Annotated in this window: 17 protein-coding genes and 1 pseudogene; 6 read left to right on the plus strand and 12 right to left on the minus strand. The window is 70.3% G+C overall.

All coding sequences use genetic code 11. The features are described 5' to 3' along the window. Window positions 1-38 precede the first annotated feature (38 nt). Window positions 39-515 carry a MarR family transcriptional regulator gene (locus tag MQE23_RS43475; RefSeq protein WP_347710123.1) on the minus strand — a complete coding sequence of 159 codons (477 nt, stop codon included), beginning with the start codon at window positions 513-515 and terminating at the stop codon, window positions 39-41. 154 nt (window positions 516-669) lie between these two features. Here MQE23_RS43475 and MQE23_RS04545 point away from each other — a divergent pair, with 154 nt between their 5' ends. From MQE23_RS04545 to MQE23_RS04560, 4 genes are all read left to right on the plus strand, one after another. Beyond that, window positions 670-2157, plus strand: coding sequence for an MFS transporter (locus MQE23_RS04545; protein WP_243378315.1), 1488 nt, complete (start codon window positions 670-672; stop codon window positions 2155-2157). Window positions 2158-2203: 46 nt separating this feature from the next. Continuing rightward, window positions 2204-3130: an NADP-dependent oxidoreductase gene (locus tag MQE23_RS04550; RefSeq protein WP_243378316.1), complete on the plus strand. Its 927-nt coding sequence runs from the start codon at window positions 2204-2206 to the stop codon at window positions 3128-3130. Between the two features lie 61 nt (window positions 3131-3191). Next, entirely contained in the window at window positions 3192-3896 is a 705-nt protein-coding gene (locus tag MQE23_RS04555) for a type 1 glutamine amidotransferase domain-containing protein (protein ID WP_020273862.1), read from the plus strand. 49 nt (window positions 3897-3945) lie between these two features. Then, window positions 3946-5262 (plus strand): aldehyde dehydrogenase family protein, encoded by a 1317-nt coding sequence (locus tag MQE23_RS04560; protein ID WP_243378317.1) that lies wholly within the window; start codon window positions 3946-3948, stop codon window positions 5260-5262. Window positions 5263-5272: 10 nt separating this feature from the next. Here the strand turns inward: MQE23_RS04560 and MQE23_RS04565 are convergent, their stop codons facing one another. The 10 genes from MQE23_RS04565 to MQE23_RS04610 all read right to left on the minus strand — a co-directional run bounded on the left by MQE23_RS04565 (window position 5273) and on the right by MQE23_RS04610 (window position 15157). Continuing rightward, the gene (locus MQE23_RS04565) at window positions 5273-6157 is read right to left on the minus strand and encodes an acyl-CoA thioesterase II (protein ID WP_020273864.1); all 885 of its coding nucleotides are present in this window, start codon (window positions 6155-6157) and stop codon (window positions 5273-5275) included. A gap of 76 nt (window positions 6158-6233) precedes the next feature. Further along, window positions 6234-7268, minus strand: coding sequence for a phosphotransferase family protein (locus tag MQE23_RS04570; RefSeq protein WP_020273865.1), 1035 nt, complete (start codon window positions 7266-7268; stop codon window positions 6234-6236). Then, complete coding sequence (locus tag MQE23_RS04575; RefSeq protein WP_020273866.1) at window positions 7261-8043, minus strand: SDR family oxidoreductase; 783 nt, start codon at window positions 8041-8043, stop codon at window positions 7261-7263. The genes MQE23_RS04570 and MQE23_RS04575 overlap by 8 nt, the downstream gene beginning before the upstream one ends. A 1-nt stretch (window position 8044) precedes the next feature. Further along, window positions 8045-9274, minus strand: a complete 1230-nt coding sequence (locus MQE23_RS04580; protein ID WP_037670343.1) for an acyl-CoA dehydrogenase family protein — start codon at window positions 9272-9274, stop codon at window positions 8045-8047. Further along, a complete protein-coding gene (locus tag MQE23_RS04585; RefSeq protein ID WP_020273868.1) occupies window positions 9261-10076 on the minus strand; it encodes an enoyl-CoA hydratase-related protein in 816 nt (271 codons plus the stop codon). The genes MQE23_RS04580 and MQE23_RS04585 overlap by 14 nt, the downstream gene beginning before the upstream one ends. Beyond that, on the minus strand, window positions 10073-10891 hold the full coding sequence (locus tag MQE23_RS04590) for an SDR family oxidoreductase (protein WP_020273869.1): 819 nt from the start codon (window positions 10889-10891) through the stop codon (window positions 10073-10075). The genes MQE23_RS04585 and MQE23_RS04590 overlap by 4 nt, the downstream gene beginning before the upstream one ends. Window positions 10892-11034: 143 nt before the next feature. Further along, the gene (locus tag MQE23_RS04595) at window positions 11035-11727 is read right to left on the minus strand and encodes a TetR/AcrR family transcriptional regulator (RefSeq protein WP_020273870.1); all 693 of its coding nucleotides are present in this window, start codon (window positions 11725-11727) and stop codon (window positions 11035-11037) included. 55 nt (window positions 11728-11782) lie between these two features. Further along, on the minus strand, window positions 11783-13309 hold the full coding sequence (locus tag MQE23_RS04600; RefSeq protein ID WP_243378318.1) for an AMP-binding protein: 1527 nt from the start codon (window positions 13307-13309) through the stop codon (window positions 11783-11785). Next, a complete protein-coding gene (locus MQE23_RS04605; RefSeq protein ID WP_020273872.1) occupies window positions 13306-13947 on the minus strand; it encodes an HAD family phosphatase in 642 nt (213 codons plus the stop codon). The genes MQE23_RS04600 and MQE23_RS04605 overlap by 4 nt, the downstream gene beginning before the upstream one ends. 10 nt (window positions 13948-13957) lie before the next feature. Continuing rightward, window positions 13958-15157, minus strand: coding sequence for an acetyl-CoA C-acyltransferase (locus MQE23_RS04610; RefSeq protein WP_020273873.1), 1200 nt, complete (start codon window positions 15155-15157; stop codon window positions 13958-13960). Window positions 15158-15322: 165 nt separating this feature from the next. On the opposite strand from MQE23_RS04610, the gene MQE23_RS04615 reads away from it, so the two are divergent. Both MQE23_RS04615 and MQE23_RS04620 read left to right on the plus strand, forming a co-directional pair. Then, complete coding sequence (locus MQE23_RS04615; RefSeq protein ID WP_020273874.1) at window positions 15323-16159, plus strand: alpha/beta hydrolase; 837 nt, start codon at window positions 15323-15325, stop codon at window positions 16157-16159. Window positions 16160-16209: 50 nt separating this feature from the next. Next, entirely contained in the window at window positions 16210-17031 is an 822-nt protein-coding gene (locus MQE23_RS04620; RefSeq protein ID WP_243378319.1) for a hypothetical protein, read from the plus strand. A gap of 13 nt (window positions 17032-17044) precedes the next feature. Here the strand turns inward: MQE23_RS04620 and MQE23_RS04625 are convergent. After that, window positions 17045-17122: pseudogene (locus MQE23_RS04625) on the minus strand (NADP oxidoreductase); the annotation flags it as partial. Window positions 17123-17194 lie beyond the last annotated feature (72 nt).

The following is a 17194-nucleotide window of genomic DNA, read 5'->3' on the forward strand; positions in this document are numbered from 1 at the left end:
TGCGCGGTCCGACGCGGCGGTCGGCGCTGCGGCCTCGATCAGGTCGTCTCCTGCGTGTCCTCGGGGTGCAGGCGCCCCAGTAGCTCGTAGAGACTGCGGCGCCCCTCCTCGTCCAGACGCGCAAAGGCTTCCGAGGTGCCCCGCATGTCGGCGCGGATGAGGCGGACTGCCTCCCGTCCCTCTTCGGTGGCGACCACGTTCTTGATCCGCCGGTCGGCCGCGTCGGCGTGCCTGGAGACCAGTCCACGCGCCTCCAGCCGGTCGACGAGTCCGGTGATGTTGGAGGCGTCGCAGGCCAGCCTCCCCGCGAGGGCGCGCATGGGCAGTGGTTGCCGCCGGAGCAGGATGAGCATCTTGGCCTGCGTCATGGTGAGCCCGTGCAGTGCGGCCGCCGCTGTCAGGTCCCGGTAGTAACCGGCAGCAGCGCGTGCCAAGCGCTCCATGAGTGCGTCGTGGTCAGGGTCGCTGTCCTGCGCAGCGGAGCGTGCGGCGGGCAGGGCGGAGGTGTGGGCCATGCCTCAAGTGTAGGCGAACCTCAACGTTTGACGTCCTCAACCTTTGAGGTCTACCGTCGCTGTCATTGCTTGGCTGCATCAAGCATCTAACCGCCAACCAGTCCCCTGTCGGGTTCCCGCCACGGCGCCCCACCCCGCCCCGGAGAAAGCACCCGTGTCCCAACCCCTTGCTCCGCCGCACGGCCGACAGCGAGCCGAGACCGCCGTGGTCCTCGCCCTGAGCCTCGCAGCGATGATCGTGTCGATGATGCAGACACTGGTGGTGCCGATCCTCGGCCTGATCCAGAGCAGCCTCGGCGTCAGCTCCGCCGAGGTCAGCTGGGTCACCACCGCCACCCTGCTCTCGGCAGCCGTCTTCACCCCGCTGCTCGGCCGCTTCGGCGACCAGCACGGCAAGAAGCCGACCCTCATCGGCGTGCTGGCGGTGATGATCGTCGGCTCGGTCCTGGCCGCCACGACCGACTCGCTGCTCTGGCTGATCGTCGGCCGGGTGCTGCAGGGCGCCGCCACCGCGATCTTCCCGCTCGCCCTGTCGGTGCTCCGTGAGGAGATCCCCGCCCGCCGTCTGCCGGGAGCGATGGCGCTGGTCAGCGGCACCCTGGCGTTCGGCAGCGGTTTCGCGCTGGTCACCACCGGCCTGCTCACCCGCGGCGAGAACGCCGACTACCACCACGTCTTCTGGATGGCCACCGGCCTCGCAGTGGTCACCCTGCTCACCGTCGTTCTCCTCGTACCGGCGAGCCGCACCAAGACCGGCGGACGCACCGACCTGCTCGGCGCCCTCACCCTCGGCCTCTTCCTGGTTCTCCTGCTGCTGCCGATCTCCCAGGGGCACGAGTGGGGCTGGACCTCCGCCCCTACGCTGGGCAGCTTCGCCGGAGCGGTCCTCATGGCCGGAGTCTGGAGCTTCACCGAGAGCCGGGTCCGCGACCCCATGGTCGACATGAGGATGTTCCTGCACCGCCCGGTGCTCTTCAGCAACCTCGCGGGCCTCTTCGTGGGATTCGGGATGTTCGCCCAGTTCCTCGGCGTCTCCTACCTGGCGCAGGTGCCCAGGGACGTCGCGGGCTACGGCTTCGGCGCCTCCGTGCTCCGCGCCTCCGTCGAGTACCTGCTGCCCAGCACGATCGCGTCGCTCGTCGTCTCCCAGTTCGGTGGCGTGCTGATCCGCAGGATCGGACCGCGCCACACCCTCGCCCTCAGCGCGGTGATCGGCATCGTCGGCTTCACGTGGCTGGCCACCGCCCACTCCTCGGCCCCTTCGGTCATCGGCGCCGGCCTGGCTGTCGGCACAGCCATCAGCCTCGGGTACGCCGCGATGCCCGCCCTCATCGTCGCGGGGGTGCCACCCCACCAGACCGGCATCGCCAACGGCCTCAATTCCATCTCCCGGTCCGTCGGCAGCGCGATCGGCAGCGCGCTGATCACCTCGCTGCTCGCCTCCAGGACCATCGAGAACCTTCCGGCCGGAGTGCCCCCGCTGCCCGCCGAGAGCCAGTTCACCCTGAGCTTCGCCCTGGCCGGTGTCGCCTTCGCCTTCGTCCTGGCCCTCTCGCTGGCCGGCCTCAAGCAGGGGCAGCCGGCGCCCCGTACGGAACACCTGCCCGCGACGGAGCCGGCCGCTGCCACGACCGCTGCCTGACCAACCCCCTGCGATCCGCACCACCACCACACAAGGAGTCACCCCCATGAAGGCCATCACTTACCGCACCTACGGCGGCCCGGAGGTCCTGGAGTACGGCGAGGTACCGAACCCGAAGCTCGGCGTGGACACCGTGCTGGTCCGCGTGAAGGCCGCCGCCGTCAACCCGGTCGACTGGAAGATACAGGCGGGGTACCTGGACGCCGTCATGGACGCCGTCTTCCCCGTCATCCCCGGCTGGGACGTGGCGGGCGTCGTCGAGGAGACCGGCGTCGGGGTCACCGAGTTCGCTCCGGGCGACGAGGTGATCGGCTACGTCCGTGAGGACTTCGTCTCCCGCGGGACCTTCGCCGAGTACGTCGCCGCCCCGGTCCGTACGCTCGCCCGCAAGCCCGCCGGTCTCTCCTTCGAGGAGGCCGCCGGCCTTCCGCTGGCCGGCCTCACCGCGTACCAGGCGCTGACACGCTCCCTGCGGGTGCGGGCCGGCGACACCGTGCTGGTGCACGCCGCGGCGGGTGGCGTCGGCTCTCTGGCCGTACAGATCGCCAGGTCGCTCGGCGCCCGGGTCATCGGCACCGCCAGTGAGTACAACCACGCCTACCTGCGAGGGCTGGGGGCGGAGCCGGTCGCCTACGGCGAGGGCCTCACCGACCGGGTCCGCGCCCTCGCGCCGCAGGGCGTGGACGCCGTCCTCGACCTCGTCGGCGGGGACGCCCTGAAGGTCTCGCCAGGGCTGCTCGCCGAGGGCGGCCGCCTGGCCTCGGCCGTGGACGGCGCCGTGCTCGGCCTCGGTGGCGGGTACGTCTTCGTGCGACCCGACGCCCGGGACCTGGAGGCTCTCACCGAACTCGCCGAGCGCGGTCAGCTGCGGGTGGACGTGGCCGCCGCGTTCCCCCTGGAGCAGGCCGCCGACGCCCAGCGCCTCAGCCGCGAGGGCCACACCCGCGGAAAGATCATCATCACCGTCGCCTGAACCACCGCTCGCCGCCCGCCCCACCACCGCGCGACCCGCGCGCAGTTCGAAGGAGACAGTCATGACCGCAGTTCTGTTCGTCGTCACCGGCGCCGACCACTGGACGCTCGCCGACGGCACCCGCCACGCCACCGGCTACTGGGCCGAGGAACTCGCTACACCGCACCGGCTGCTGCGCGAGGCCGGGTTCGACGTCACCATCGCGACCCCCGGCGGCGTCGCTCCGACCGTGGACGCCGTGAGCCTCGCCGCCGAGTCCACCGGCGGCAAGGAGCAGTCCGATGCCATCGCCGCGTACCTGGCTGCCATCCGCGCCGACCTGGAGAACCCCGCCAAGCTCGAAGAGGTCGACCTCGACGCGTACGCCGCCGTCCTCTACCCCGGTGGCCACGGCCCCATGGAGGACCTCGCCGTGGACGCCCGCTCCGGCCGACTGCTCACCGCGGCGCTGGACTCCGGCAAGCCGCTCGCCGTGCTGTGCCACGCCCCGGCGGCCCTGCTCGCCGCCCGGCGCGAGGACGGCAGCTGGCCGTTCGCCGGTTACCGCATGACCGGCTTCACCAACACCGAGGAAACCGCAGCCGGCTTCGCCGGCAAGGCCAAGTGGCTGCTCGAGGACCGCCTGGTGGAACTGGGGGCCGACTTCCAGGCCGCGGCCCCGTTCAGCGAGCACGTCGTGGCCGACCGCAATCTGCACACCGGTCAGAACCCCGCCTCCTCGGCGCGGCTCGCCCGGAACCTCATCGACGCCCTGAACCGCGGCTGATCCCCCGCAGACGCCCCCTCTTCCGCCCTACCGCACCTGTGAGGGAACCATGAACAACCCCGCCCCCGACCAGCCCGCCGAGCTCGTCGCCCGGCTGCGCGCCACCTTCCGCGCCGGCACGACCAAGCCCGTGGCCTGGCGCACCGAGCAGCTGAACCGGATGCGTACCCTGCTCACCGAGCAGGGGGAGACCTTCGCCGCGGCGCTCCACGCCGACTTGGGAAAGAGCTCCGCCGAGGCGTACCGCACGGAGATCGACTTCGTCATACGCGAGATCGACCACACCCTGGAGCATCTCGACGGGTGGCTGCGCCCCGAACCGGCCCCCGTCCCGGCGTTCATCGGCGAGGCGAGTGCCTGGACGCAGTACGACCCCCTGGGGGTCGTACTGGTCATCGCCCCCTGGAACTACCCGGCGCAGCTGCTGCTGGCCCCGGTGGCCGGTGCCCTGGCCGCGGGCAACGCGGTGGTCGCCAAGCCCAGCGAACTGGCCCCGGCCACCTCCGCCGCCCTCGCCCGCCTCGTACCGCAGTACCTCGACACCGACGCGGTCGCCGTGGTCGAAGGCGGGGTCCCGGAGACCACCGCCCTGCTCGAGCAGCGCTTCGACCACATCCTCTACACCGGCAACGGCACGGTCGGCCGCATCGTGATGGCTGCGGCCGCCCGGCACCTCACGCCCGTCACCCTCGAACTGGGCGGCAAGTCCCCGGTGTTCGTGGACCGGGACACCGACCTGGACACCGTCGCCGCCCGCCTCGCGGCCGGGAAGTTCCTCAACGCCGGGCAGACCTGCGTCGCGCCCGACTACGTCCTCACCGACCCCGAGACCGCGCCTGCTCTCGAAGCCGCCTTGGCCAAGGCCATCGAGGGGCTGTACGGGTCCGACCCCGCCGCCTCCGCGGAGTACGGCCGTATCGTCAACGAACGGCACTTCGACCGGCTGACCGCTCTCCTCGACTCCGGCCGTCAGGTCACCGGTGGCGCGCACGACCGCGAGACGAAGTACATCGCGCCGACCGTCCTGGCCGAGGTGTCACCGGACGCGCCCGTGATGCAGGAGGAGATCTTCGGCCCGATCCTCCCCATCGTCGAGGTGGGCGGGCTCGACGAGGCCATCGACTTCATCAACGACCGGGAAAAGCCGCTGGCCCTGTACGCGTTCACCGACTCCGACACCACCCGGGAGCGGCTCGCCGCCGAAACCTCCTCCGGCGGCCTCGGGTTCGGCCTGCCGCTGGCCCATCTCACCGTCTCGGACCTGCCGTTCGGGGGCGTCGGGGAGAGCGGCATGGGCAGCTACCACGGCCGCTACTCCATCGAGACCTTCAGCCACCGCAAGGCCGTACTCGCCAAGCCTCTGTGACGAACGGTGGTCAACCCCGGTCGGGGACAGCTGGAGCGGGCGGCGACAGGGACGCTTCCCCGTCGCCGTCCTCCGCCCGCCGGGGCCGGTCGAAGCGCATGAGTCCCTCCTGCGCGACGGCGGCCACCAGACGCCCGCCCGTGTCGAACAGCCTTCCGCGGATGAGCGCCCGGCCCTGCTCGGCCGACGGGGAGAGCTGGTCGTACAGCAGCCACTCGTCCGCGCGGAAGGGACGCAGGAACCACAGCGAATGGTCCAGCGACGCACCCTGGACGGCGGTCGGGGGATGCGGCAGCCGCGCGGTGCCCAGCAGCGCCATGTCGCTGAGATAGGTCAGTGCGCAGGCGTGGACGGCTCCGTCGTCCGGCAGCGGATGTCCGTACCTGATCCACACCCGCTGGCCGGCCGGTGCCCCCGGGACGTGGCCGATCTCGCCGCCGGGCACCCAGCGCATCTTCCAGTGGTGCCATTCCGCGGGCCGCGGCATGCCCCAGCCGTTGACGCGGTCGGACTCCGGGATGTCGTCAGGTGCCGGCACCACCGGCATGTCCACCTGGTGGGAGAACCCTTCGTCCCCACGATGGAACGACGCCGTCACCGTGAAGATCGGCTCCCCGGCCTGGACCGCGGTCACCCGGCGGGTGCAGAAGCTGCCCCCGTCGCGGAGCCGCTCGACCAGATGGTCGGTCGGCTCGTGCGGACGGCCGGGCCGCAGGAAGTACCCGTGCAGCGAGTGAGCCGCGTACGACCGGTCGAGGGTGCGCGCCGCGGACATCAGCGACTGGGCGGCGATCTGGCCACCGAACGTCCGCGCCCACTCGCTGGGGATCGGACCGGACCGGAACAGGTCCGGCCCGATCTCGTCGAGGGCCAGGACCTCTGGCAGACCGGCCATGCTTCGGCTCCTCTCACTCGCCCGTGCTTCTTTCCTCTGAGCGTGGGGGTCGAACTACTGTGGGCAGGCGACCCGTTCAAATACCTGCCGTGTCCGCGACTTCGTGGGCCTTCGTCACCAGTGCGTCGATACGCTCCGCGGTCGGGGTCCCGGACGCGGCCTTGTTCCGCGGATCGTCCAGCGCGCGACGCATGACGCCCTCCGCGATGATCGCGACCTTCCACAGTCCCATCGCGTGCCAGTAGCCCAGCGCCGTCAGGTCGCGTCCCGACGCCGCCGAGTAGGCCGCCACGAGTTCCTCGCGGTGCGGGAAGCCGTCGAGAGCCGTCGCGACGAAGTCGCCCAAGGTGTTCTCACCCTTGGCCGGCCAGTAGGCCAGCAGGCTGCCCATGTCCGCCAGCGGATCCCCCAGCGTCGACAGCTCCCAGTCGAGCACCGCCGTCACCTCCCCGCTGTCGTGGGAGGTGATGACGTTGCGCAGATGGAAGTCGCCGTGCACGAGCGTCAGTTCGCGCTGCTCCGGCACGGCCGACACCAGGCGCCGGGTGAGGTCCTCCAGGGCGGGCAGTTCGCGGGTCCTGGACCTCTCCCACTGGGCCGACCACCGCTTGAGCTGACGCTGCGCATACGGCTTGTGGCTCGCCAGAGCGGTCAGCCCGGTCACTTCGAGATCGACCACGTGGATCTGCGCCAGCGTCCGCGGCAACGACAGTCCGATCGCCCGGCGGCGCTCGGGCGTCAACGACCGCGCGATCGACATCGAGTCGACGACCTCGCCGTCCACGAACTCCATGAGCAACAGCGGGACGTCGGTCACGGCGGGATCATCGGTCAGCCCGAGCACCCGCGGGGTCGGGACGGTGGTGCTCTCCAGGGCGGCCAGAATCCGCGCCTCGCGGGCCACGTCGTGCGCCGACGCCAGCAGGTGACCCAGCGGTGGGCGCCGCAGCACCCATCTGCGGCCGTCCTGATCCATGACGAGATACGTCAGGTTCGACTGGCCCAGCCCGATCCGCTCGAAGGCCAAGGGCCCGGCGAAGTCGACGCCGAGGGTGGCGAACCAGCCGCTCACGGCCCCGGCGTCGATTCCGACGATGTCCGCGCTAGACACCGATACCGGCTCCTTGCCTGAACGGGAGCGCGTCGCCGAGCAGTTGCCCGCCGTCGATCACCATGGTCTCGCCGGTGATCCAACTCGCGGCGTCCGAGACGAGGAAGGCGACGGCGGAGGCGATGTCGGCGGGCTCCCCGATGCGGCCCAGCGCCATCGAGGCGGACACGGCCTGCTCGTGCTCCTTCCACAGGGCCTCGGCCAGCTTGGTGCGCACCACACCCGGGGCCACCGCGTTGACGCGGACCTTCGGCGAAAGTTCGAGGGCCAGCTGTTTGGTGAGATGGATCAGTGCGGCCTTCGAGGCGTTGTACAGCCCGATGTTCGCCTCGGATGCCATGCCGCCCACCGACGCGGTGTTGACGACCGCCCCGCCGTGCTCCCCCATCCAGGCCCGCGTGGCCAGACCCGTCCACAGGACGGGCGCCCACAGGTTCACATCGAAGGTCTTCGCGAACCGGCCGTGGTCCTGGTCGATGACCGGCCCGAAGGCCGGGTTGGTCCCCGCGTTGTTGACGAGGATGTCCAGGCTGCCGAAGCGCTCGAGCGTCAGCTCCACACAGCGCCGGGCCGCCTCTTCGTCGACCGCGTGCGCACCGACGCCGACCGCCGTGCCCTTGACCTGGGCCGCGGCGGCGTCCGCCGCCTCCTGGGACCGGGAGGTGAGGACGACGTTCCCGCCGGCCTCCGCGATGGCCTGGGCGATCGCCAGGCCGATCCCGCGCGAGGCCCCGGTGACGACGGCGGTGCGCCCGGTGAGGTCGAGTCCCGCCATCTCAGTTCACCGCCGCCGTCGCCGCGTCGCGGTACTGCCGCAGTTCCTGCCTGGCGATGGCCCGCTTGTGGACCTCGTCGGGACCGTCCGCCAGCCGCAGCGTCCGCAGATGCGCGTACATCATGGCCAGCGGGAAGTCGTCGGTCACTCCCGCTCCCCCGTGCACCTGGATCGCGCGGTCGACGATCTTCAACGCGATCTCGGGGGCGGCCACCTTGATGGCCGCGATCTCGGTGCGCGCTTCCTTGTTGCCGACCGTGTCCATCAGGTACGCGGCCTTGAGCGTGAGCAGGCGGATCATCTCGATGTCGATACGCGCTTCCGCGATCCAGTCCTGGATGTTGGACCGCTCGGCGACCGGGCTGCCGAAGGTCACCCGTGACTGTGCGCGCCGGCACATCAGTTCCAGCGCCCGCTCGGCCGCGCCGATGGCCCGCATGCAGTGGTGGATACGACCGGGCCCGAGCCGGGCCTGGCTGATCGCGAAGCCCTCACCCTCACCCTTGAGGACGTCCTTGGCCGGCACCCGGACATTCTCGAAGACGATCTCCGCATGGCCCTCGCGATCCGCGTACCCGAACACCGGGAGGTTGCGGACCACGGTGACCCCGGGGGCGTCTACGGGTACGACCATCATCGACTGCTGGCGATGTGGAGCCGCCGTGGGGTCGGTCTTGCCCATCACGATGAGCACCTTGCAGTTCTTGTGCATCGCGTTCGAGGCGAACCACTTGCGGCCGTTGAGCACGTACGCATCGCCGTCGCGCTCCATCCGCAGCTCGATGTTGGTGGCGTCGGAGCTGGCGACACGCGGCTCGGTCATCGCGAACGCCGAGGCCATCGTCCCGTCGAGCAGGGGCTTGAGGTACTTCTCCTTGTGCTCCTCGCTGCCGAACAGCGTGAGCACCTCCATGTTGCCGGTGTCGGGCGCGTTGCAGTTGCACGCCTCGGAGGCGATGTGGCTGCGCCCCATGATCTCCGCCAGCGGCGCGTACTCGAGGTTCGTCAGACCGGGGCCCCACTCCGGGTGCGGGTGGAACAGGTTCCACAGTCCACGCCTGCGCGCCTCCGCCTTGAGCTCCTCGAGGATCGGCGGGTGGAAGTGCGGGTCACCCGACGCGCGCATCTGCTCGTCGTACACCGCCTCGGCGGGGTAGATGTGCTCATCCATGAACTCGAGCAGATCCGCCTGGTACTTCTTGGCGCGGTCCGACATCTCAAACAGGGACATCCGAACTCCTGACGGGTAGGGAGGGAAAGTCGGGCGTGCGCTTGTCCAGGTGACTGGCCACGCCTTCGACGACGTCGGACCCGCGGAAGGCCTGGATCATGAGGCCGTCCGCCCGGGCCACGGAATCGGCGTAGGTGCCGTCCGCGTCATTGCTCAGTTGGCTCTTGATGGTGGCCATGGATGCCGGGGAGCAGCGCCTCGCCAGATCGGCGGCGTAGGCGACAGCGGCATCCACCACGCTGCCGGTGGGGACCAGGTGGTCGAGGAGTCCCATACGGAAGGCCTCCTCGGCATCCACCATGCGACTCGACAGCAACAGGTCCGCTGCCCGGCTGTGCCCCACCAGCCGGGGCAACAGCCAGGAGATCCCGTACTCGGCGATCAGCCCGCGTTGCGCGAATGCCGTGGTGAACCGGGCCGAGGGCGAGCCGAAGCGGATGTCGCAGTAGAGGGCCTCCACCATGCCCAGGCCGGCGGCCACGCCGTTGATCACCCCGATCAGCGGTTTGCGCAGGGTCCGCGGAACGTCCCGCGGACGGCGCCGCGCCCGGTCCGCCTCGGAGACCTCGCCGACCGCCTGCAGCTGTTGCAGGTCGGCTCCGGCGCAGAATCCGCGTCCCGCGCCGGTGACCACGACGGCGCGTACGCCCGGATCGTCTTCGGCGGCGTCGAGCAGCGCGAAGTAGCGGTCCTCGAGTTCGTCGGTCCAGGCGTTCAGCTTGGCGGGCCGGTTGAACGTGAGCACCAGCACCGGCCCTCGGTGTTCGGCGAGGACGAGCTCGCCCGGCGGCACGCCGGTCATGTCTGCGCCAGCAGGGAGCTCTGGTAGCGGCGCATCCCGCGCAGCCACCGGTCATAGTCCGAGCCCTTCTGCCGGTACATCTCCAGAACGTCTTCGTGCGGCAGGATCAGGAAGCGCTCGTCCTCCATCGCGGCCAGGACGGCGTCGGCGACATCGGCCGGCTCCAGGACGTCACCGGCGGAGGTGACGGCCCGCGTCGCGGCTCTTCCCAGCGCGTCCCCGGAGTCCTCCCCGGAGAACAGCAGCTTGGTGTTCACTCCCATCGGGCACAGACAGCTGACACGCACCCCGCGATCGCCGTAGGTGACACTCAGCCATTCGGCGAAGGCGACGGCCGCGTGCTTGGTGACGGCGTACGTGGCGGAGCCGACCTGGGTGAGCAGTCCGGCCGCCGAGGCCGTGCTGACGAAGTAGCCCTCACCGCGCTCGAGCCACCCCGGTACCAGCAGCTTTGCCGCACGGATGTGGGCTCGCAGATTGACGTCGATCGAGCGGTCCCAGTCCTGCTCGCCCGCGTCGAGGCCGGGCGCCCCGGCGATGCCCGCGTTCGCGAAGTAGAGATCGACCGGACCGAAGGTGCTTTCCGCCAGGTCGACCAACCGCTGGATCTGCTCGGTGTCCGACACGTCCGCGCCGACGCTGACGGTGCTTCCCGGACGATCGGCGTTGACTTCCTCCGACACCGCCCGTGCGCTGTCCGCGTCGAGGTCCGCGACGACGACCCGGGCGCCCTCGCGAGCGAGCCGTGCGGCCAGCGCTCTGCCGATGCCTGCGCCACCACCGGTGACGACGGCGACTCTTTGTGCAACGTCCACAGCGAACCCTCTCCGTTACGGGGCGTGCGATGCGTCCGACCTGTATAATTGAATCCGACGTCAAGTTCAATACCTGGCGGCACGGATCCACATGGAAAAAGCCGCCCACCCCCAGGGGGATGAGCGGCTACGAGGCAGGCGGATCAGCGGTGGTCGGGGAAGCGGAGGGCGTTCGCCCAGAGCCGGGTCACCGTGGACACGAGCTCCTCGAAGTCCACCGGCGCACCTTCTTCCTGCCGCTCGCCGAGCACGAAGGTGTTGTAGGCCATGACGCTGACCATGCCGGACAGCGCACGGGAGGCCATCATCGGATCGACCTCACGGTCCGCGACACCCCGCGCCTGCAGGTCGGCGATGCCACGGGCGTTACGGCGGATGAACGCGTCGGCGCGCCGACGCCGGAACTCACGGAACTCCGGCTCCACTTGGGCGACCTGTTCGAGCAGGCCCATCAGCTTCGCGTTCCGCTTGTACGCCTCGAGGTACGCACGATTGCTCGCCTCGAGTACCGCATGGGGATCGTCGGTACCCTCCACCCGGGCCATGCCGGGGTGCATCATGTCCTCCTGCGCCTCCAGGAGGACGGCGGCAAGCACCTCTTCCTTGTTGGCGAAGTAGGTGTAGAAGGATCCCGCCGCACATTGCGCCTCTTTGGTGATGTCGGTGAGGCGGGTGTCGAGGTAGCCGTCCCGTTCGAACACCTTCCGAGCGGCTTTCACCAGAGCGGCCCGGGTCCGCGCTCCGCGCTTCGTCGTGGGGGGCTCACGAAGGTGCGTCAGGGGCGCCATGGGCGGCGCCTGCTCGCCGTCGATCTCCTCGGGCGCAGTACTCTCCATCCCCGGAACTGTACTTGAATCCGACACCACAATCACGAACGCGGAGGGCCGAGGCTCAGTGGCGGCGGGCGGCGGGAACGTCGGCGGGCGCCATGTCGCGGGTCAGGACCGTACGGTCGATGGACCGCTTGAGGATCTTCCCGGTCGGGCCCTTGGGCAGCGCGTCGACGAACCGGACGATGCGCGGGATCTTGTAGGCGGACAGCCGCTCCCGTGCCCAGCTCGACACCTCGGCGGCACCGAGCTCCGCACCGGGCCGGGCGGCGATGAGCGCGGCGACCTCCTCACCGTAGTGCTCGTCGGGAACGCCGATCACGGCTGCCTCGACGATGTCCGGATGCTCGTAGAGCACTTCCTCGACCTCGCCGGGGTAGACGTTGTAACCGCCGCGGATGATCAGGTCCTTGATGCGGTCGACGATACGAAGGTCGCCGTCCGTGTCGGTTTCACCGAGGTCGCCGGTCCGGAACCAGCCGTCGGACGAGAGGGCCGCGGCGGTGTCCGCGGGGCGGTTCCAGTAGCCGCGCATCACCGTGGGCCCCTTGATGTGGACCTCGCCGACGCTCCCCGGCGGGCACTCGGTGCCGTCGCCGTCACGCACCTGAACCCGCGTCCGCGGCACTGACCTACCGGTGTACCCGGTCTTGCCGCCGCGGTCGATGTCGTTGAAGGTGCCGAACGCGGTGGTCTCGGTGAGCCCATACCCTTCGAGGATGGTGCAGCCGAAGCGGGCCTCGAAGGCCCGGGCGATCTCGCCGGGAAGCGACGCGCCGCCGGAGACGGCGACACGGAGCCCGGCGAAGTCCGCCGGGCTCGCGTCACCCGCCGCGTGCAGCAGCGCGTTCCACATGGTCGGCACGCCGGCCATGATGGTGAGCCGGTCGCGGCGAAGCATGTCCAGCATCGAGGCCGGGTCGAACCTGGCCAGCAACGACATCGAGCCGCCCACGGTCAAGGTCGCCATCATGACCGACGCCTGGCCGAACACGTGGAACAGCGGGAGGCCGGTGCCGGTACGGTCGGCGCTCGTCGCTCGGCTGCACTCGGCGCCGATCTCCCCGGCTGACAGCAGGTTCCCGACGGTGAGTTGGGCCCCTTTCGGCCGTCCGGTGGTTCCCGAGGTGTACAGGATGGCCGCGGTCTCGTCGCGGTCCCGGTCGACCACGCCGGCCGGGGCAGCGGTGACCGGCGCGCCCGGGGACAGCGTCCAAGAGGGCACCGAGAGCGCCGCGGCCGCCTCCGCGACGGCCGGGCCGAGGGCGTGCCATGCGATCGCCAAGGCGCATCCGGCGTCGCCGAGAACGTACTCGGTCTCGGCCCGGGTGGACATCGTGTTGACCGGCACCACGACACAGCCCGCGGCCTGGATCCCGAGGTAGGCCACCACGAACTCGGGCACCGACGGCGCCGCGAGCAGCACCCGGTCCCCCGGGGACAGGCCCGCGGTGACCAGGGCGCCCGCGTACCGCATGCTCGCGTCCCGTAGCTGAAGGTAGGTCCACTGATCCGTGGCGCCGCGCAGTGCGATGTGGTCGGGGGTGGCGGCCGCGTGGCGGCACACAGGATCGAGAACGCTGGTCATGGCCGGTGCCTTCCAGTGATTCCGAAGCGTTCGGCGAGCTGGCGGCGGGTGTCGGCGGCGCTGGTGTGCAGTACGCCCCCGATTCCGATCCGTGCCGCTCCGTCGAGGTTCTGCCGCAGGTCGTCGATCATGACTGCCTGCTCGGGGTCGATGCCGAGGCGTTCACAGGCGATCGCGTAGATCCGCCGGGAGGGCTTGCGGATCCCGACCTCGGCGGAGATGACGATCACGTCGGCGAGGGACGCGAGTTCGACACCGTCGTAGGTGCCGGTACCGAACGAATTGGACACGAGCGCGACGGGACGGCCGGCTGCTCGGAGATCACCGAGCAGCGCGAGCATGTCCTGGTCGATCGACATGCCCGCCTGCATGCGGGCCGTGAGCCCCTCGGCCGCCACGTCCGCGCCGTGGGCGCGGAGCCGTTCGGCGAACCCTCGCTCGAAGGCTTCGGCGTCGATGCGGCCGCACTCGTGGTCGGACAGGAGGGTGCGAGATGCCTCGTCCCGGGCGAGGAGGTCCAGCGGCAGGCGCGGATCGACGCCGAGCGAGGCACCGAAGTCGGTGAAAGCCCGCAACACACTGGAGGTGATGACACCGCCGAAGTCCACGAGGACGGCGGTTCGCGCCTCGTCCGTCACGCGCGGCACCTCAGGCGACCTCGAACAGTCCGGCTGCGCCCATGCCGCCCCCGACGCACATCGAGATCACCACATAACGAACACCGCGGCGCTTGCCCTCGATGAGGGCGTGCCCCACCAGCCGGGCCCCGGTCATTCCGTACGGATGACCGACCGAGATGGCGCCGCCGTTCACGTTGAACCGCTCCGGATCGATGTGCAGTTCGTCCCGGCAGTACAGCGCCTGGGAGGCGAACGCCTCGTTGAGTTCCCACAGGCCGATGTCGTCGATGGTGAGGTCGTGCTGCTTGAGCAGTTTCGGAATGGCGAACACCGGGCCGATGCCCATCTCGTCCGGCCCACAACCGGCAACGGTCATGCCGCGGTAGACGCCCAGTGGCTGAAGTCCGCGGCGTTCGGCCTCCTTCGACTCCATCAGCACCGACGCCGAAGCCCCGTCCGACAACTGCGAGGAGTTGCCCGCCGTGACGCTGGATCGCGCGCTCACCTCACCGTCGGACAGCACCGGCGCCAGTCCGGCCAGGCCCTCGAGCGTCGTCGACGCGCGGTTGCCCTCGTCGCGGGTCAGGGTCACGGCCTCGTCCCGCACCTGCCCGGACTGCTTGTCCAGGACCTTCTTCACGCTGTCGAGCGCGACGATCTCCTGGTCGAAGCGGCCGGCCTCCTGCGCCGCCGCGGTGCGCTGCTGTGACACCAGCGCGAACTCGTCCTGGCGTTCCCGGCTCACGCCGTAGCGTTCGGCGACGATCTCCGCCGTGTGCAGCATCGGCAGGTAGATGCTCGGCTTGTGCTCGACCAGCCAGGGATCCGCCATGCGGTGGGTGTTCATGTGGTCGTTCTGCACCAGGGAGATCGACTCGACACCGCCTCCGACAGCGATCTGCATGCCGTCCGCGACGATCTGCTTGGCGGCCGTCGCGATGGCCATCAGGCCCGACGAGCACTGCCGGTCGATCGTCATCCCCGACACGACGTCCGGAAGTCCGGCGCGGAGAGCAGCCTGACGCGCGACATTGAAACCCGAGGACCCCTGCTGCACGGCGCAGCCGAAGATCACGTCCTCGACCTCACCTCCCTCGAGCCCGGCCCGCTGCACCGCGTGCGACAGGGCATGGGCGGCGAGTTCCTGCGCCTGGGTGTCGTTGAACGCGCCGCGATAGGCCTTTCCGATCGGCGTGCGTGCCGTCGAAACGATGACTGCTTCCCTCATGTCGCCTCACTGCTTCCTGTTGGCCCGGTGCGTCCGGGTGGAGCCGGTGGCCGGCCTTCCGCCGGTTATAATTGAATCCGGCGTCATGTTCAACCATGTCCCAGCTCTTGACAGTCCATCCTCCCGCCTGGAGGGTACCGACCAGTCGGTACGAAGAGGTGGGTCGTGACTCAGCTGAGCATCTCCACGGGTGCGGGCGTGTTCGACGCGATCGCGGCGGGTCCGCCCGAGGGCCGCCCGGCGCTGCTGTTGCACGGCTTCCCGCAGACAGGGCTGGTGTGGCAGCGGCAGATCGAGGCGTTGGCCGCGCACGGCTACCGGGTGGTGGCACCCGACCAGCGTGGGTACTCCCCCGGCGCCCGCCCCCGGCGGCCCGAGGACTATGGCATCAGCCTTCTCGTGGACGACGTGGTCGCGATCAGTGAGGAACTGGGCTGGGCGGCGTTCGACCTCGTCGGCCATGACTGGGGAGGCGCGGTGGCCTGGTGGACCGCGCACGCCCACCCCGGCCGCGTCCGCACTCTGACGGTGGTCTCGACCCCGCACCCCGGCGCTCTGGCCACCGCCCTGCGTACCGACGAGGATCAGCGCACACGCTCCCACTACATGATCGACTGGCGCGACACACCCGCGACCGAGGAACGCATGCTCGCCCACGATGCCCAGGAGCTTCGCGGTTTCTACGCCGGAAAGGTCCCGCAGGACAGCGCCGACGCCTACGTGTCGCACCTGTCCCGGCCGGGCGCTCTCACCGCGGCGCTGAACTGGTACCGGGCCGGCCGCCCCGACGGCGCGATCGGCGTCATCGACGTGCCCACGCTGTACGTCTGGAGCACGGAGGACAGCGCGTTCGGTCCGGCAGCCGCAGAGGAGACCGAGCGATGGGTCAAGGGGCCGTACCGGTTCGAAACCCTCCAGGGCGTCGGCCACTGGATCCCCGAGGAGGCGCCCGAAACGCTGAACCGCCTGCTGCTCGAACACCTGCAAGCCCACGGCACGTAGTGAACCCGCAGCGAATGTCCCGCTCGTCGACTCTCCGAAGAGGTGACCCGATGCAGACCGCCCGCTCGGCCTGGCGCCGTCTCGAGCCCGTCCACGGCATGATCTACTTCGTTCCCGAGGCAAGGCGACGGTACGCGGAGCTCGGCCTGAGCGGTCGCGCCGGGTACTTCACTTCCAGGAGCGCCGCATTCGGCCGGGCTTCCGCCGAGCTGGTCATCTCGACCTTCTACAACTTCAACCCCGATGTCGTACGGCAGGCGGTCGACGGGGCCTGGGACGCGACGACGCCGCAGCAGGTGCTGGACGCCCGGTACGCCGCGGCGGGCGAAGCCCTGCGACGGGCGGGAGTCCACGAGTTGCCGGGCGTGGACGAGGTGCTGGCGCTGACCCGCCGGGCTGCCGAGGCGGCCTGCGAGCACGCGCAGGGCCGCCCGCTGTTCGCGGCGCATGCCGCACTGCCGTGGCCGGAGGAGCCGGTGGTGCAGCTGTGGCATGCCCAGACACTGCTCCGGGAGTTCCGTGGAGACGGCCATGTCGCATGCCTGCTGAGCGAGGGTGTCGGAGGCTTGGAGGCGCTGATTCTGCACGCCGCGACCGGTGAGGTCCCCGTCGACTTCCTCAAGGCGAGCCGTGCCTGGCCCGAGGAGGAGTGGGCCGGCACCCAGGAGCGCCTGCGCGAGCGAGGTCTCCTGGACGGCGACTCCCTCAGCCCGGAAGGCGTACTCCTGCGCCGGCACATCGAGGACCGTACCGACCGCCTGGCCCTTCCCGCCTACGCCGCCCTCGGTGACGCCGGCTGTGAGCGTCTCGCCGAACTCGCGAGCCCCTTCGGCCGTGCCGTCGTGGACGCCGGCCTCCTCAAGCTGGGCTGACCGGGCCCTCATCGAGGGCCGTCTCATCGTCCCCGCTGACCGGAACGGCCGGTGGCCGCCCGTCGAAGACGGGCGGCCGCATGCGCCACACGTGTCGACGCCGTCGGAGCGTGGGCCTTCGAGTACGGCGATGACGTCATGGCCGCCCAGGAAGCAGCCTGCA

This window comes from Streptomyces sp. HP-A2021, assembly GCF_022807935.1.
GTDB classification, from domain to species: domain Bacteria; phylum Actinomycetota; class Actinomycetes; order Streptomycetales; family Streptomycetaceae; genus Streptomyces; species Streptomyces afghaniensis.

Bases quoted from the DNA above. Each gene is read 5' to 3' on its own strand.
- MQE23_RS04585 (WP_020273868.1), bottom strand. From the start codon at position 10,076: ATGACCGGCGTGCCGCCGGGCGAGCTCGTCCTCGCCGAACACCGAGGG.
- MQE23_RS04580 (WP_037670343.1), bottom strand. From the start codon at position 9,274: ATGTCCCTGTTTGAGATGTCGGACCGCGCCAAGAAGTACCAGGCGGAT.
- MQE23_RS04550 (WP_243378316.1), top strand. From the start codon at position 2,204: ATGAAGGCCATCACTTACCGCACCTACGGCGGCCCGGAGGTCCTGGAG.
- MQE23_RS04575 (WP_020273866.1), bottom strand. From the start codon at position 8,043: ATGGCGGGACTCGACCTCACCGGGCGCACCGCCGTCGTCACCGGGGCC.
- MQE23_RS04560 (WP_243378317.1), top strand. From the start codon at position 3,946: ATGAACAACCCCGCCCCCGACCAGCCCGCCGAGCTCGTCGCCCGGCTG.
- MQE23_RS04565 (WP_020273864.1), bottom strand. From the start codon at position 6,157: ATGGCCGGTCTGCCAGAGGTCCTGGCCCTCGACGAGATCGGGCCGGAC.
- MQE23_RS43475 (WP_347710123.1), bottom strand. From the start codon at position 515: ATGGCCCACACCTCCGCCCTGCCCGCCGCACGCTCCGCTGCGCAGGAC.
- MQE23_RS04620 (WP_243378319.1), top strand. From the start codon at position 16,210: ATGCAGACCGCCCGCTCGGCCTGGCGCCGTCTCGAGCCCGTCCACGGC.
- MQE23_RS04610 (WP_020273873.1), bottom strand. From the start codon at position 15,157: ATGAGGGAAGCAGTCATCGTTTCGACGGCACGCACGCCGATCGGAAAG.
- MQE23_RS04600 (WP_243378318.1), bottom strand. From the start codon at position 13,309: ATGACCAGCGTTCTCGATCCTGTGTGCCGCCACGCGGCCGCCACCCCC.
- MQE23_RS04555 (WP_020273862.1), top strand. From the start codon at position 3,192: ATGACCGCAGTTCTGTTCGTCGTCACCGGCGCCGACCACTGGACGCTC.
- MQE23_RS04595 (WP_020273870.1), bottom strand. From the start codon at position 11,727: ATGGAGAGTACTGCGCCCGAGGAGATCGACGGCGAGCAGGCGCCGCCC.